12 protein-coding genes are annotated in these 15,967 nt (G+C 42.0%); 7 read left to right on the top strand and 5 right to left on the bottom strand.

Annotated elements, in window-relative coordinates; all coding sequences use genetic code 11:
• Nucleotides 1–681 precede the first annotated feature (681 nt).
• Nucleotides 682–1,689 (top strand): DMT family transporter, encoded by a 1,008-nt coding sequence (locus VF06_RS08880; RefSeq protein WP_099070699.1) that lies wholly within the window; start codon nt 682–684, stop codon nt 1,687–1,689.
• Complete coding sequence (locus VF06_RS08875; RefSeq protein ID WP_099070700.1) at nt 1,686–3,047, top strand: glutamate-cysteine ligase family protein; 1,362 nt, start codon at nt 1,686–1,688, stop codon at nt 3,045–3,047. The genes VF06_RS08880 and VF06_RS08875 overlap by 4 nt, the downstream gene beginning before the upstream one ends.
• 87 nt (nt 3,048–3,134) lie before the next feature.
• Here the strand turns inward: VF06_RS08875 and VF06_RS08870 are convergent, their stop codons facing one another.
• From VF06_RS08870 to VF06_RS08855, 4 genes are all read right to left on the bottom strand, one after another.
• Nucleotides 3,135–3,611 carry a hypothetical protein gene (locus VF06_RS08870; RefSeq protein WP_099070706.1) on the bottom strand — a complete coding sequence of 159 codons (477 nt, stop codon included), beginning with the start codon at nt 3,609–3,611 and terminating at the stop codon, nt 3,135–3,137.
• Between the two features lie 180 nt (nt 3,612–3,791).
• The gene (locus tag VF06_RS08865) at nt 3,792–4,556 is read right to left on the bottom strand and encodes an energy-coupling factor ABC transporter ATP-binding protein (protein ID WP_099070701.1); all 765 of its coding nucleotides are present in this window, start codon (nt 4,554–4,556) and stop codon (nt 3,792–3,794) included.
• Between the two features lie 27 nt (nt 4,557–4,583).
• Nucleotides 4,584–5,237: an energy-coupling factor transporter transmembrane component T family protein gene (locus VF06_RS08860; RefSeq protein WP_099070702.1), complete on the bottom strand. Its 654-nt coding sequence runs from the start codon at nt 5,235–5,237 to the stop codon at nt 4,584–4,586.
• Complete coding sequence (locus VF06_RS08855; protein WP_099070703.1) at nt 5,230–6,153, bottom strand: energy-coupling factor ABC transporter permease; 924 nt, start codon at nt 6,151–6,153, stop codon at nt 5,230–5,232. The genes VF06_RS08860 and VF06_RS08855 overlap by 8 nt, the downstream gene beginning before the upstream one ends.
• 1,708 nt (nt 6,154–7,861) lie before the next feature.
• On the opposite strand from VF06_RS08855, the gene VF06_RS08850 reads away from it, so the two are divergent.
• The 4 genes from VF06_RS08850 (at nt 7,862) to VF06_RS08840 (ending at nt 13,925) form a co-directional block, all read left to right on the top strand.
• On the top strand, nt 7,862–9,106 hold the full coding sequence (locus tag VF06_RS08850) for a glycosyltransferase (RefSeq protein WP_099070704.1): 1,245 nt from the start codon (nt 7,862–7,864) through the stop codon (nt 9,104–9,106).
• Nucleotides 9,107–9,319: 213 nt separating this feature from the next.
• Nucleotides 9,320–11,044 (top strand): glycosyltransferase family 39 protein, encoded by a 1,725-nt coding sequence (locus VF06_RS08845; protein ID WP_099073023.1) that lies wholly within the window; start codon nt 9,320–9,322, stop codon nt 11,042–11,044.
• Nucleotides 11,045–11,065: 21 nt separating this feature from the next.
• Nucleotides 11,066–11,188 carry a hypothetical protein gene (locus VF06_RS42535; protein WP_257207661.1) on the top strand — a complete coding sequence of 41 codons (123 nt, stop codon included), beginning with the start codon at nt 11,066–11,068 and terminating at the stop codon, nt 11,186–11,188.
• A gap of 208 nt (nt 11,189–11,396) precedes the next feature.
• A complete protein-coding gene (locus tag VF06_RS08840; RefSeq protein ID WP_099069128.1) occupies nt 11,397–13,925 on the top strand; it encodes a mannose-1-phosphate guanyltransferase in 2,529 nt (842 codons plus the stop codon).
• A gap of 105 nt (nt 13,926–14,030) precedes the next feature.
• Here the strand turns inward: VF06_RS08840 and VF06_RS08835 are convergent, their stop codons facing one another.
• Nucleotides 14,031–14,333, bottom strand: coding sequence for a hypothetical protein (locus VF06_RS08835; RefSeq protein WP_180267530.1), 303 nt, complete (start codon nt 14,331–14,333; stop codon nt 14,031–14,033).
• A 602-nt stretch (nt 14,334–14,935) separates the two neighbouring features.
• On the opposite strand from VF06_RS08835, the gene VF06_RS08830 reads away from it, so the two are divergent.
• The gene (locus tag VF06_RS08830; RefSeq protein WP_180267531.1) at nt 14,936–15,967 is read left to right on the top strand and encodes a chlorophyll a/b binding light-harvesting protein; all 1,032 of its coding nucleotides are present in this window, start codon (nt 14,936–14,938) and stop codon (nt 15,965–15,967) included.

Here is a 15,967-nt window from a genome sequence, read left to right as displayed (position 1 = left end):
GGTGGGCGTCTCGCCCGCCGAATATATGCAAGTTAAATGTGGAACAGCTTATTTAGTTCCACTAATAAAATTAGGTGGAAATTTTGTACTACGAACATGCTCGAAGTCTATAAACTAATCAGCATTTAAGTTGCATAAAACCACGGCTAAAGCCCTTACTACAAGCGAATCAGTCTGGAAAAATGAATGACGATTAGCTTAATACAGCTATTTTCTCTGAAAAGAAAATATTAATGCAATATTCTAGCAGGCAATTTTCAGCTTAGTTCGCCTTTTTACAGTTATTGTTGTAGCTGGCAAGGAGGAGGTATCTGGGAACAGATGAACTATGCTTTGTACGATCGCCTAGATTCCAAAGAATCCCTCTCCAAACCTTTCCCCGCTTCAGGGAAAGGTTTAAAAAACCTAATTTTTCGTACCCAACTCAGGATGTTAAAGCCGTTTGGGAGAGGTTCATCGAACTCACGTTCGCTTAGGAAATCAAAGCAACCCATTGCAATGGCAATAGCTAGTCAGTGGGTAAAAACTATGGAACAAACAAACAAAGCCAGAGCTATACTTACACTACGTGGGCTTAACTAAACCGATTGCATTCTTCTATGAGAAAGATATAAGAGTAATATAAACTTGCTACCAGTTACAAACATCGATTTGGTATACGTAGTTCATAGAAAAATCATTATGAATCATTTATTGGAGTCGGCTGAATCAGAAACACAGCAGCAAAGTGCAACTCTGATAGAAGGTATTTTAGTATTCATAGCAGTATTTATGTTTTCCTTGGCGGCAATCTTGATCAAATTGAGCGAACGAGATTTAGGGCCCAATGCTACGGTATTTAATCGCTTCTGGATAGCTACTATCGTCCTTGGATTTTGGAGAAGCATTGAAGTTTTGCGATGGAGAGTGTCTAAAAAATCAGTTGTACCGCAGGAAAAATACACCCTCAGCGATTTAAAACTTTTATTTATAGCTGCCACTGCAACGGAATTGTGCCAACTTGCCTGGGTGTGGTCTTTGACTCAAACTGGTGTCGCTAATGCGAATCTACTACATAATTTTACCCCAGTGTTCGTAGCCTTTGGGGGATGGCTAGTATTGGGTCATTATTTTGATAAGCGATTTCTGATAGGTTTGGCTTTAGCCATAGGTGGAGCGATCGCCATTGGTTTTGAAGATTGGCAATTGAGTACTGATAATCTCATTGGTGATGGTTGGGCGTTACTTTCTGCTGTGTTCTTTGCCACAAATATGCTGACAACAGAACAACTCAGAGCTAAGTTTCCAGCAAGTGGTATACTCTTATGGTCTTGCTTAATCAGGAGTTGTTGGACATTTCCCTTGGTATTGCTCACCGAGGATAAAATGTTTCCCTCTTCCATACAAGGCTGGTTGACAGTGGTTTCCCTGGCTGTTTTCTGCCAAGCGATCGCTTCAGTGATTCTCGCCCATCAGATTAAAAAGTTTTCTTCTAGTTTCATTTCTCTATTCCTACTTCTGGAACCGATCTTCACCGCTGTTATGGGATGGGTAATCTTTGGCGAACACTTAAGTCTTCTCAACTGGTTCGCTTTTTTTGTAGTTTTGTTGGGGATTTACCTAGCGCAATCCGGTGAAAAAGTTGAAAAATCAACAGTTATAGAAGTAGTAAATCGTCCCATACTCGAAGCAAACATCAATGAACAATGAACAATGAACAATTATTAACTCGTCAAGATCTATTAACATTCTTTTCTAAAGACAAAACAGTAACCGAGAAAATCGGGATCGAGGTGGAATTAGGAGTAGTCAATCCTCACACAGGGCTTTCTATTCCTTATGAGGGGACTACGGGAATATCCGCCATCTTGGAAGCATTGCTCAAAACCGATGAGTGGACACCGATTGTCGATGCAGGTCATATTTACGGTCTGCGAAGAGCTGACGGCACTAAAATTTCTTTAGAACCTGCGGGGACGATGGAGTATTCATCTCCTCCAATTGGAGATATTGCAACCCTTGTGCAGACTACACAGCAAGAAATATTCAAGATGGCAGAGGTAGCGCAAGAGTTAGGTGCTGTCCTGATTGCTGGCAGTATGTTGCCCTTTGACAAGCTCAAAGATACTAACTGGTCACCGAACCATCGTTATGGATTGATTTTAGATTATCTCAATAAATTGGGAATTGATTCTTTGGGAGAGTGCATCATGGCACGATCTCTATCAACCCAACTAACCTTTGATTATGTTTCTGAAGCAGATATGAATCGCAAGATGCGATCGCTAGTAGCAGCCGTACCCGTCTCTAATGCGCTGTTCGCTAACTCTCCCATAGAAGAGGGAGTAGCTGATGGTACATTATCCCATCGGTTAAGGTACTGGCTGAGATGGGATCCAGCACGTTGTGGTTGTCTTACCCCAGCCCTTAGTGGTTCTATGACTTTTGATGATTATATTGATTGGGCAATTCAAGTTCCCATGATAGTCGCTGTTGTTAATGGTATCTGTCAACCCATGCACGGACGGACTTTTGCATCTGTACTAGAACATGGCTTTGACAATGGAACCAGACCCACATTTGATAACTGGCGCAGTCACTTTTCATCGATTTACACCGATATTCGGTTGCGAAATACAATCGAAATTCGTTCAATGGATGGACTGGCTTTGGAACAGGTTAGTGGTGCGTGCGCTTTCTGGACTGGATTAGTTTATCATCAACCATCTCTTGAATCTTTGTGGAAACTCTTTCAAAATCGAAGGATAGAGGATTATCAAAAAGCACAAACAGAAGTCTGCTACAAGGGATTGCAGGCGAAATATGGTAAAGATTCAGTCAGAGAACTGGCCTTAGAAATGCTCAAGCTGGCAAAAGAAGGGCTGCAAGCACGGATTAATGCAGGCCTTGAACAACCCATCGTTTTAAAGTACCTCGACTCCATAGAAGAAATTGCTGTGTCTGGTCGTACCTTGGCGGAACGCTTAATTGAGCAGTGGAAAGGCGAGTTTGCCTATTCTCCAGCAAAATATGTAGAAGCTTATCAGGTTAAAAGACATATTACTTAATCAGCGTTGCTGAATTCAGGTATGAATTTATCTCACGCAGAGACTGTCAATTCATACTCTGATTCAGCAACGCCAAAAGTTAATTCACTATTCAGCCTGCTTACAATATTTATTCATTTCATCGACTAACTTATCTGACTGCTTACCAAGAGCTTCAGCAGCCGTGAGTGATGAATCAATTTCGGTTCTGGCTTTTTGAATTCTGTCCCTACCAGTAGCGGAGGCTTCTGCTATTTTAGCTGAACCTAACGCCTTACCTGCTTTGGCGATCGCTTGACCAAGATTTTGAAAAATCTTAGCAAAACTGCTTTGATATTCTTTGAGCTTGGGGTCTGTTAAATTCAACTCTTGAATTGATTTAGTAATAAACTCCAAATCTTTAGATAGCTGAATACTGGTTATAACTTGCGTTCCTTTATTTTTATCAATTAATGACGTTCCTTCATTAACAAGTTTAATCAATCGCTCGCATTGGGAGACTTTAGTTTCGCTGCAACTAGTAATAAACAAAGCAATGCTCAGGCTCACAGGAGCAAAAACAGTATATTTATGTGAAATGGACATTAACACCCCAAGACCAATCAAACCGAGAATATAGTATCTAATATTACTCATAAAGGAGGCATTGGTTATTGGGCATGGAAGACGTTGAAGAAGAATTCAGAAATCAGAATGGGCTAAACGCCCCGCTACCACTAACAAGAGTCAGAATAAAGACGCAATGCCCCATGCCCAATGCCCAAATCACCAATCTACCGGCAAACCCAACTGGTCTAAAGTCGTACCATCTTGCAAAAGTGGTTGAATGTCACTGTCTATTTGAATGCGACCACCAGATAGCACCAAGGCACGTTGAGTAACTCTACCCAACCAATGCAGATCGTGAGAGGCAATTAAGATTACTTCTACGGGTAACTTGAACAATACTTGTGCCAAATGACGCCGCCATGCTGGATCGAGACCATTAGTCGGCTCATCTAAAATTAAAATCGTTGGTTCTAGGGCTAAAATTGCGGCGAGGGCGGCGAGGCGTCTTTGTCCGCCGGACAGTTCGTGGGCAGAACGATTAGCGTAGGCTTCTAGTCCAAAATCTGCTAATAACTGACGGGCGCGATCGCTAGCTGCTGCTGCTGACATGCCATAGTTGCGCGGCCCGAAGGTGACATCTTCTAAGATGGTGGGCATAAATAATTGGTCATTGGCATCTTGGAAGCTAAAACCGATTTGACGACGTATTTGGGGTAAAGTTTTCGGTTGTACGGGGATGCCATTAATGGTAATTTTCCCGGATTGTGGTTCTTTTAAGCCAATTAGGTTTTCTAACAACGTGCTTTTTCCAGAACCGGTGGCTCCCATCAAGGCCACGCGATCGCCTTTGTTCAAGCTAAAAGAAATTCTTTGCAATACTGGTTCTTGGCGGGAATATGCATATACCAAGTTCTCAACCTCGACTACGGCGGCGTGGGGTTTATTGCTCAATGATTGGGAGTTGGAAGTTAAAGATTTCAAAATTTACCTGTGTGAGGGAGTGGGGAGTTAAATTTTGTAGGAAGTTACGGTGATGGCGGCAGCGATGACCCAAGCTAATAACAGGGTAAAACGCTCTTTTGGTCTGAGATTGGAATCTATTGGTAATTGTCCGTTGTAACCACGAGCTACCATTGCTGCATAAACTCGTTCTGCTCTGTCTAAGCTACGGAGATACAAGGCTCCAATCATTGCAGCACTAGTGTAGCGCAGCCATACCGCAGTTCCAGTTAAACCTCGTAATTGAGCGCTGCGTTGCATACGTGTAACTTCTGAGAGCAAAATCTCCATATACTGCCCAGCTAGAAGTAAGTTTTCTTTGATAGGTGCTGGTACGGGTAAGCTTTTGAGGGCGATACCAAAACTGTGTGGTGGTAGGGTTAACAAAAAACTATTCATCGCAAGCAGACAAATCAGGGAACGAACTAGTAAAAAACTAGCTTTCTGCCATCCCAAGGGTAATGTCAGCAACGATAAAAAAATCAACTCTGTACCGAGTAATCCGCCCAACTGGCGAATTGGTGCGCGCAACAGCCAAGCCCACAAAAGTGCGATCGCCGCATACACACTCAGCCCATACCAAGCATGATGCTTTAATAAAGCTGCCCCCACCACGATCGTTAGGGACAGTTGCAAACGTAGCGGTAAGGAAAGGTTAAGCATTTTTTGGTTTCACTATCTTGGCAATGCCAAAGGCAACAGCAAAGCAAACCGCAGCCCCCACAAGTCCAGCGATGCTAGTGCCAATTGCTCCTAAACCTTCAATTCCATAGTCAGCTAGGGGAGTCGGTACAATTATCCGTACTTTGTCAGCTAGGTTAATGAAACCTAAGTTTTCCGCAACTTTTTCTAAACCATCAGGCCAAGCGGAGGCAAACAGTGATAATACTCCTGCAATTAAAAAAATACTGACAATAGGTACTGACCATCCACGAAATTCGTGCTGTTCTCCTGGTAATAAATCTGGTCTGGTGGTGGCTAAGTAAGTGAGTACACCACCAGTAATTAGACCTTCACCAATGCCAATCAAAATATGTATGCCCGTCATGGCTGGTAAAACCACGGCTACAGGTGCAGTTCCAGAGAGGGCTAATTCAATGGCTGCTGCGATGGCGGCTACTACTACACTAACACCAGCCCCAATACCAGCCGCTAATGGTAAACGCCCTTTAGACCCTCCAAACAGTCGTTGTAAGGTTTGGGTCAAAATCCAGCCTACCCAAACGCCAATTACTGCCATGTTCAAAATATTTGCCCCTAATGCTGTAATTCCACCATCAGCAAACAGCACGGCTTGAATAATTAAAACTGTGGCAATAGACAGCATTCCTGCCCAAGGACTGCCTAAAACGATCGCCGCTAAAGTTCCCCCCAATAAATGACCGCTAGTACCTCCTGCTACAGGAAAATTAATCATCTGAGCTGCGAAAACAAAGGCAGTGGTTAGCCCTAACAAAGGAGCGCGACGCACACCAAAGGCCTCTTGCGATCGCCCCAAGGCCACAAAAAGGGCTGCCACACTCGCTAAACTAGTAGCTCCCGCCACTGGCACGGAAACAAATCCATCCGGAATATGCATAACTACCCTGTATTTTAGATTTTTACTTACTCAAAACAAGTAATAAAGTAACAGCATATAAATTAATAACAAACAAAACTTTTCTCCTGTTTGCAATGCCCCAATGGGGGATTTTTTTGTGTTACTTTTGACAGATTTACAATACAATGTTTACTGCTGATAACACTTATTCTTTTGTTTTTATTAATTTTCATAAACTTTCAATTTCAATATATTACTAAACTTTAAATGATTATTGCACAAGTGAAAAATCTTGATGAATATCTGCATTATCAAGAAAGAATAGAGGCGTCAGTCGTCAGAATTCAGAATCGAATTGGAGTCCGACTGGTGAATGAATAAGTGGGTTTAAGACCCCCTCCAAATTTAAAATTTGGTGGTCTTCTTCCAAGGGGAGACGCTACGCGAACAATCAGTCGCGGGTTTGAATCCCCGACTGATAGCGCAGCTAAGCCGTGTCTGCGTACCCCTGCTCTTAAGCAAGCTACGCGTAGCGTCTCGTAGAGAGCGTCTTGATTCTGACTCCTGTTAGCGATAGCGGGGCGTTTAGCCCATTCTGATTTCTGAGTTCTTCTTCAACAGGTTTATTGACTGTTAATTGTTGAATGTTGACGGCGAACAATCCTAAATTATTAGTGAGACACAACCAAGGATAAATGACCAATTAAAAAGGAAGTTTACACCTATATTTCACAACTAAAATAGGATTTTTGATTGTTGAGTGTTAACCACCATAAAACGTTTTTTAGGTAAATGAAGTACACAGGTATGGCGTAGGCTTTCCCTTCCCGTAGGGTACGGTCGTTCGCGTTTACAATTACTGTTTTAAAATGGTATCCCTATTTCACACTCTTTCATCATTCTGGTTAAAGAAAAATTTCAGCTAAGTTTTCAACAACAAGGCAAGAGAAAAACTAACTTTAGAGGTTATTTATAAAGTGAAAAATAAAATTAATGTAGTGGACTGACCCAGCTAAAATGTTGCAATAAAATTTGTTGTGGGTTAAGCTCTCTAGCCCGCCCCGGAGGGGCGAGACGCCCATCCCACTAGAGTGAAGCTAATGCACTATTTTAAGCTTCCACGCTACTACAATTTAAACTTTACTTTACAAATCATTTCTGAGTTTTTTTCTCTGGAGAAAAAAATTAAACAGCGTTAAGCCTTGCAGTACTAGCCTCTAAAATACAATGTGAATTACAAAACATGTGTCATTTAGTCAAGAGTTAAATCATTAATTTTAATTATTAAATATGAAAATTTTGATAAAATATAAGAATTTTCTATTGATCGAAAGATGATTTTCTGCTGGCACTTAGAAAACTTAAATTAGCCAACTGTCTTAACTCCAGATCTGTGACTTGACAACATAATGTACTGAAGTACCACTAGCTAAATTTTGGGCACAATTTAAAATTAAAAATAGTCTTAATAACTTAATTTAATGGTAGACTGTGTTTTTACTGGTATCAATAGTCCTTTTTCAGTACATAAAGATCAGCACAGGAATAGCCAGGAAAATATAAAATTTAGATAAATTTAGTAAAAATACTGGAAATTCGCATGTGGAAATTACTAAACTTTTATAATAACAGCCTGTAAAAAAAGTAATTGCCAAACTTGAAACCAAGTACATTGAGCCGATAAAAATAGCAGATGTTTGGTTCCATTCATCACGACATCTACCATCGTTGTAATGTTATTTAAAGTATGAAAACAAACTCATCCAATTCACTGTTGACAGTTCCAACTGGTTTACTGAAAATTCCAGAATTACCTCCCAAGGGTATAGATATTAGTACTGAATCCATCGGTCTTTCCCTAGTAATTCCTACTTATAAAGAACGTGATAATATCCGGAAGATAGTCAGTGTATTGAGTGAGATACTAGATGAATCAATTCCAGGTAACTATGAGCTAATTGTCGTAGACGATGATAGCCCAGACATGACTTGGGAAATTGCCCAATCTTTGACAACAGAATATCCGCAGTTGCGGGTAATGCGACGCCAACACGAACGGGGTTTATCTTCAGCAGTGATTCGTGGTTGGCAAGCAGCCAGAGGAAGTGTGTTGGGAGTAATCGACGGAGATTTGCAGCATCCACCAGAGGTATTGATAGAACTGCTGCGTAATATTGAGCAGGGAGCAGATTTAGCAGTAGCCAGCCGCCATGTAGAGGGAGGCGGTGTCAGCAGTTGGAGTGTAGCCAGACGTTTCTTGTCCCGTGGCGCTCAGTTATTAGGCTTAATTATCTTACCAGGTGTATTGGGAAGAGTTTCCGACCCCATGAGTGGTTATTTTATGGTGCGTCGGAGTGCGATCGCCAATGCAATACTTAATCCCGTAGGATACAAAATTCTCCTAGAGGTTATCGGCCGGGGAAAAGTCAACAAAGTAGACGAAGTTGGATATGTATTTTGCGAACGCAAAGAAGGCGAAAGTAAAGTTACATGGAAGCAATACGTAGACTACATACACCACTTAATCAGGTTACGGCTTTCCACAGGCAGAGTTGGACGATTCAGCAGAAAAGTTAATTTTCCAGTTGGTCGATTTTTGCGCTTTGGTTTAGTTGGGTTTAGTGGCGTATTTGTTGATATGGCAGTGCTATTCTTACTGAGCGATCCCACTACCTTAGCTTTACCATTAACACGTAGCAAAATTATTGCTGGTGAAATTGCAATTTTAAATAATTTCTTGTGGAATGATGCTTGGACATTTGCCGATGTGACTTCCAGACAGCAAGAATGGCATCAACGAGCCAAACGGTTTCTAAAATTTAATGTCATTTGCCTTGCTGGACTCATATTAAATGTACTGGTATTAAATTTAGTCTTTAATTTTGTGATTCCTAATCGTTATATTGCCAATTTAATTGCCATTGCAGTTGCTACTATTTGGAATTTCTGGGTGAACTTAAAGCTTAGCTGGCGCGTTACCGATGTGAAATAATCACAATGATGGATTTGAGATTTGCATTTTTGTTTTTAGATTTGAGAACGAACTTGAATCTAAAACGTCAAATTTACAAATCCATTAGTGTGAGGCTCGGCCATGACCGTTTTTCGGGATAGATCCTATTTTTGGAAACAGATTATCTTGTTGCTACACATTTATGCAGCTAAGATTCTACCACCAAGAGTTAAAAAATCTGTCCCGCAACAGATGTTTTCCCACAAATGGTATGTTCCACTTTTTCCTAGCTGGTTTCATCCCTTGATGTGGTTCATTATCGGTTTTGGCTTGCGTCTTGGTAACTTAACAGCAAAACCTCCTTGGACTGATGAATTTTGCACCTTAGTTTTTAGTTTAGGGAATAATTTTTTAGGAATACCCCTAGATAAAGCGATCGCAGCTGATATCTTATTACAACCGCTACAACCAAACCCAGCTGCCAATATTAGTCATATAATTCAAAACTTACTTACACAAGATACCCATCCACCGCTATATTTTGTCATAGCTTACCTGTGGATGAAATTATTTTCCCATGAAGGAGGATTAGTATCGCTATTTGCGGCGCGATCGCTCCCAGCTTTGATCGGTGCTATCTCCATACCTTGTGTTTATATATTAGGTAGAATAGCATTCCGTTCCCCATTGGTAGGAAACTTAGCTGCTGCCATGATGGCAGTATGTCCCTACGCAGTTTTTTTATCACAAGAAGCACGCCACTACACCTTAGCAGCCCTATGGGTAATTGCTTCCCTCACTTGTTTAGTAATTGCCACCCGTCATTTACAAAACCGTACTCCATTACCAATGTGGGTAGCCTTTGCTTGGGTAGAAATTAATGCCTTGGGTTTTGCTACCCATTATTTCTTCAGCCTTACCCTCTGTACCGAAGTTGTAGTTTTGATATTCCTTGCTTGGCAGCAAAAACAAACTAACGTCAAATTTTCTTTGTTTTCTTCTAACTGGCAGCGTATCTATGCAGTTGCCATCGGTACTTTTGTTGCAAGTTTAATTTGGTTACCAATCTTTTTAGAAAATAGAAATCGCGATAACTTAACCCAATGGATTCGAGGTTCCCGTGACGGACTAGATTGGATTGCGCCAATTTTTCAAGCTTTAGGAACATTGATTACCATGATTTCGCTGTTACCAGTTGAATCTGCACAACTATTGGTTGTAATTCCCTCAGGACTGGTGATGTTGATTTTCTTTATTTGGGCAATACCTATTTTAGTGCGTGGGATAAAAATTCAACTACAACAGCCAGAAAACCGGATAATGATTCAAATCTTAGCCGTAGTTACTATAACTGCAATGGCTTTGTTTTTTATCTTTACGTATTTTTTAGGCATTGACCTCACCAGAGGCGCTCGGTATCACTTTTTCTATTTTCCCAGTATTATCGTTTTACTAGCAGCTAGTTTGGCCGTTTGTTGGCATCTTCCCAAAGAATTGACTGTCAAAAACATTGGTCAATGGAAAATCAATGGCAAAAAAGCCGTAATCTTAATTTGGTTAATGTCACTCATCAGCACAATTACAGTAATCTGCAACCTTGGCTATCAAAAATATTATCGCCCTGACCTTTTTGTGCAATTAATTCAACAAACATCATCAGCACCAATATTAATTGCCACCACTCATAAAACTTACGTACAAACTGGAGAAATGATGGGAATCGCCAGGGAAATCAAACTGGAAAATTCACCTCAAAACCCCCTATTCCTCCTTGCCCATCAAAATCAAGACCCGAATACCTCTACCATTGCTTTAGAAAACACTTTAAAAACACTACCGCGACCCTTCGATGTCTGGCTAGTAAACTTTCATGCCCCCACAGCAGAAGCAGTCAAAACATGTGTTATGTCTAATACTGAATCTCTACCGAACATAGACGGCTACGAATATCAACTTTATCATTGTCAAGATAAATGAGGGAGATGGGGGGATGGGGGGATGGGGAGATGGGGGGATGAGGGAGATGAGGGAGATGAGGGAGACAAGGGAGACAAGGGAGACAAGGAGAATAATTCTCAACTCCAAACTCCAAACTCCAAACTCCAAACTCCAAACTCCTAACTCCTAACTCCTAACTCCTAACTCAACAGTCATCAGTCATCAGTCAACACTCCCTACCTCCCCCACACCCTATTCCCCATCCCCAATACAGATGCATCTTGTGGAAGTTCCTCAAATCTCAATATCCATAGGAGACTAGAGAAAGAAGAAAATAATATATCTGACACGTTTTCAAGCAGCAAAGGCTTTTTGTAGTTAAGGAGGATTTATGCGTGCAGTACTTATGGCAGGCGGTTCGGGAACGCGGCTTCGTCCGTTAACTTGCGATTTGCCCAAACCAATGGTGCCTATCCTCAATCGACCAATTGCCGAACATATTATCAATCTCCTGAGAAGACATCAAATCACAGAAATTATTGCAACATTGCATTATTTACCTGATGTCTTGCGAGATTATTTCCAAGATGGCAGCGATTTTGGTGTCCAAATGACCTACGCTGTGGAAGAAGACCAGCCTCTAGGCACAGCAGGTTGTGTGAAAAATATTGCAGAACTTCTTGATGAAACTTTTTTAGTAATTAGCGGCGATAGTATCACAGATTTTGACCTGACAGCAGCGATCGCATTTCATAAACAAAAACAATCAAAAGCTACTTTAATTTTGACCAGGGTTCCTAACCCCATTGAGTTCGGGGTGGTAATTACCGATGAACAAGCACGAATTCGGCGATTTCTAGAAAAACCCTCTACTAGTGAAATTTTTTCTGATACCGTCAACACTGGTACTTACATTCTGGAACCAGAAGTTTTAGAATACCTACCAACCAACACTGAATGCGACTTTTCCAAAGACTTATTCCCTCTACTTTTAGCAAAAGAACAGCCAATGTATGGTTACATTGCTGAAGGCTACTGGTGTGATGTCGGTCACTTGGATGCTTATCGCGAAGCTCAGTATGACGCATTAGACCAAAAAGTCCAACTAGATTTCGCTTACAAAGAAGTTTCTCCTCAATTGTGGGTGGGTCAAAATACTTACATCGACCAAACAGCCGTAATTGAAACTCCAGCCGTGATTGGTGACAATTGCCGCATCGGGGCAAGAGTGCAAATTGAAGCAGGAACGGTAATTGGCGATAATGTGACTATTGGTGCTGATGCTAACCTCAAACGTCCCATTGTCTGGAATGGAGCAATCATCGGCGAAGAAGCACATCTTTCTGCCTGTGTAATTTCCCGTGGCACTCGTGTAGACCGCCGCTCCCATGTATTAGAAGCTGCTGTGGTGGGTTCCCTTTCTACGGTGGGAGAAGAAGCTCAAATCAGCCCTGGGGTGCGTGTTTGGCCGAGTAAAAAAATTGAGTCTGGTGCTGTTTTAAACATTAACTTGATTTGGGGAAATATTGCCCAACGAAATTTATTCGGGCAACGTGGCGTCCAAGGGTTGGCTAATATTGATATCACCCCAGAATTTGCGGTGAAATTGGGAGCTGCTTACGGTTCTACCTTGAAACCTGGTTCTAAGGTGACTGTTTCCCGCGACCAGCGTAATATTTCTCGAATGGTGACGCGATCGCTAATTGCTGGTTTAATGTCAGTGGGTGTTGATATTCAAAACCTGGATGCAACAGCTATTCCCATCGCCCGCACCGTTATACCCATCATGAAGGTGGCAGGTGGTATCCATGTGCGCGTACACCCCGATCGCCCCGATTACATTTTGATTGAGTTCATGGATGCCAAGGGTATTAACATCACCAAAGCCTTGGAAAAGAAAATCGAAGGGGCTTATTTTAAGGAAGATATGCGGCGGGCGCTGATTCATGAAATTGGCGATGTTTCTTACCCCAGCCAAGTTATTGACACCTACTGCACTGCCTTTGAAAAACTTTTGCACGTTCATACACTGCGTAATAGTCGAGCAAAAGTGGTAATTGATTATGTGTATGCCGTTTCTGGGGCAGTTCTACCACAAATGTTGGATAAATTTGGCGCTGATGCTGTGGTATTGAATGCCAGTGTCAATAAAACCGCCATGTCGGTAACTGACCGCGAAGGACTGCTGACTCAATTAGGTCATGTGGTGGAAGCGCTAAAAGCTAACTTTGGCGTGCAAGTCTCGGCTAACGGCGAACAGTTGATTTTAGTTGATGAATCAGGCTACCCAATTCGCGGGGAAATGTTAACAGCATTGATGGTGGACATGATTTTAACTGCTAACCCCAGAGGTACAGTAGTAGTCCCAGTTCATGCTTCCAGTGCCATTGAACAAGTCGCCCGTCGCCATGATGGCAGAGTAATTCGCACCAAAGCCAACCCCACAGCTTTAATGGAAGCTTGCCAAAAAAATCCTAATGTAGTCTTGGGAGGTAGCGGAGAAACTGGTTTTATTTTCCCGCAACTGCATCCGGGATTTGATTCCATGTTCTGCATTGCGAAGATCATTGAGATGTTGACGATACAAGAGCGATCGCTTGCCACTGCAAGGTCAGAATTGCCCCGCGTAATTCACAAAACCTATACAGTACGCTGTCCTTGGACAGCCAAAGGTGCTTTAATGCGTTACTTGGTGGAAACTCACCCAGCCCAAAATCTAGAACTCATCGATGGCGTGAAAATTTGCCAACCCTACGATGACAGTTGGCTGTTAGTTTTACCAGATGCCAGCGAACCTTTAGTACATTTGTACGCAAATAGCAACGATCGCGATTGGGTAGACGAGACTGTAAGAAACTACCGCACCCGCGTCCAGACTTTTGTGGAAAGACAAGAAGAATATCAACCCGCAGAAGTGTAATTTCTAATTGACGCATTATGTGGATTAGACGCCAAAACCCTTGATTTATCGTTGTAGAGACGTTGCACTGCAACGTCTCTACAGGGCGCATTCAGACGTGAATTATCAGCGAGGACATTCTGGTAAACTTCTCTCGGCGTAATTGCAATCAAAATAAATTAAAGCTTCCCTAGTAGAATCGAATCCTCTAGTTGTAGTGTGTGGGCTACTTGTTGGACTTGCTTCATATAACCAAATTTTTAAGTAGTACCTGCTGTTATCATCACTAGACCATAATTCATAGCGATAATCACCCCCCGAACCCTGACTGTTTAAATAGTCAGCGAGGGCTGTATTTGAAGCAGAGACGAAGGTAAATCCACTCAAAACAGGAATTACAGCTATTTTTAGTATTTGGGTTAATTTCATATATCGGCAAAAAGCTCACTTCATCTAGCTTCATTTACCGATGTGTTATTTTAAATCAGTAATAACTGGGAATATTTGGTGAAGATATCAGACTTCTTGCAGAAGTTGGGAAAAGGGAAGGGGAAAGGGGGAAAGGTTTGGTATTTTCCCTTTCCCCTTTCCCCTTTAACCTTTCCCCTTTGACCACAAGAAACTATTTTCTTGCACAGTCGGCTAGTCACCCTTAAAATAAAACTACTGTAAGTTTATCGGTTTAATGTAGTTTATCCCAAGGAGGCGATCGCACAACTTCCTCCCAAATCAAACTGCATCGGCTATTACCCCTTTAAATTCCACACTCACTTGCCAAATTCGTTGAGTGCTGACCACTTAACCGTCAACAGTCAACACAAAAATATGTGCTGTATTGATGCAAAGATAGCCGTCGCTGTTAGTTTTCGACTTAGTATTAGTAGCTGAAATACTTTACAAAAGTTTATTCTCGACAAATGAAAATATTTATCAATAACTCTGGTAGGATATCCTCAGGCTTATTGATATAGATATTCATTAAGCTAACGATATATTTCAGCTAGTTGCAAACTTTCTCAGGAGATAAAGCCATGACAAACGTGGCTGTTCAAAAACCAGAGTCAATTCCCTGGTGGGCGGGGAATGCTCGGTTAACTAACCTCTCAGGACGACTTTTGGGCGCTCACGTTGCTCATGCGGGCTTAATTGTTCTCTGGGCTGGTGCAACCACCCTATTTGAACTTGCTCACTTCCATCGATCGCAACCAATGTACGAACAGGGCTTAATTCTATTGCCGCATCTGGCAACCCTCGGTTGGGGTGTAGGCAGTGGCGGACAAATAGTAGATACCTATCCCTACTTCGTCATTGGAGCATTGCACTTAATTAGCTCTGCCTTTCTGGGACTTGGCGGCATTTTCCATGCCCTACGCGGCCCCGCCATTTTAGAACAAAGATTTTCCTTCTTTGGCTATCGCTGGGAAGATGCGAATAAAATGACTACGATTTTAGGTATTCACCTAGTGTTGCTCGGTGTGGGAGCAGGCTTACTAGTTGCCAAAGCTATGTTCTTTGGCGGCTTGTACGATGCTACGGTGGGTGAAGTGCGAATAGTTTCTAACCCTACTTTGAACTCCGTAGTTATTTTTGGCTATTTGTTCGGTGGTGGTGGCCAGCACTGGATTGCTGGAGTGAATAATCTAGAAGACTTGGTAGGCGGTCATATTTGGGTGGGTATTCTCTGCATTACCGGTGGTATCTGGCACATTACTACTCAACCTTTCGGCTGGGCAAAGCAGCTTTTTATCTGGTCAGGAGAAGCATATCTTTCTTACAGTTTGGGTGCTTTAGCTCTCATGGGTTTTATTGCTGCTTATTTTGTCTGTGTCAACACCCTAGCTTATCCACCCGAATTTTATGGCCCAGCCTTGAGTATTGGGTTTGACCGCTTTCCCTATTTCCAGAGTGGAAATTTACTATCCTCTCGTGTTTGGCTGGCCAATGCTCATTTCTGGCTGGGCTTTTTCTTTCTTCAAGGACATCTCTGGCACGCCCTACGTGCTGCTGGATTTGACTTCCGTACCTGGAGAGTCATACGTGCAACTCGTGGGGAGGCAATTTAA

This window comes from Nostoc linckia z4, assembly GCF_002608075.1.
In the GTDB taxonomy this organism is placed as follows: domain Bacteria; phylum Cyanobacteriota; class Cyanobacteriia; order Cyanobacteriales; family Nostocaceae; genus Nostoc; species Nostoc linckia.
This window is presented reverse-complemented; position numbering and strand designations above follow the sequence as displayed.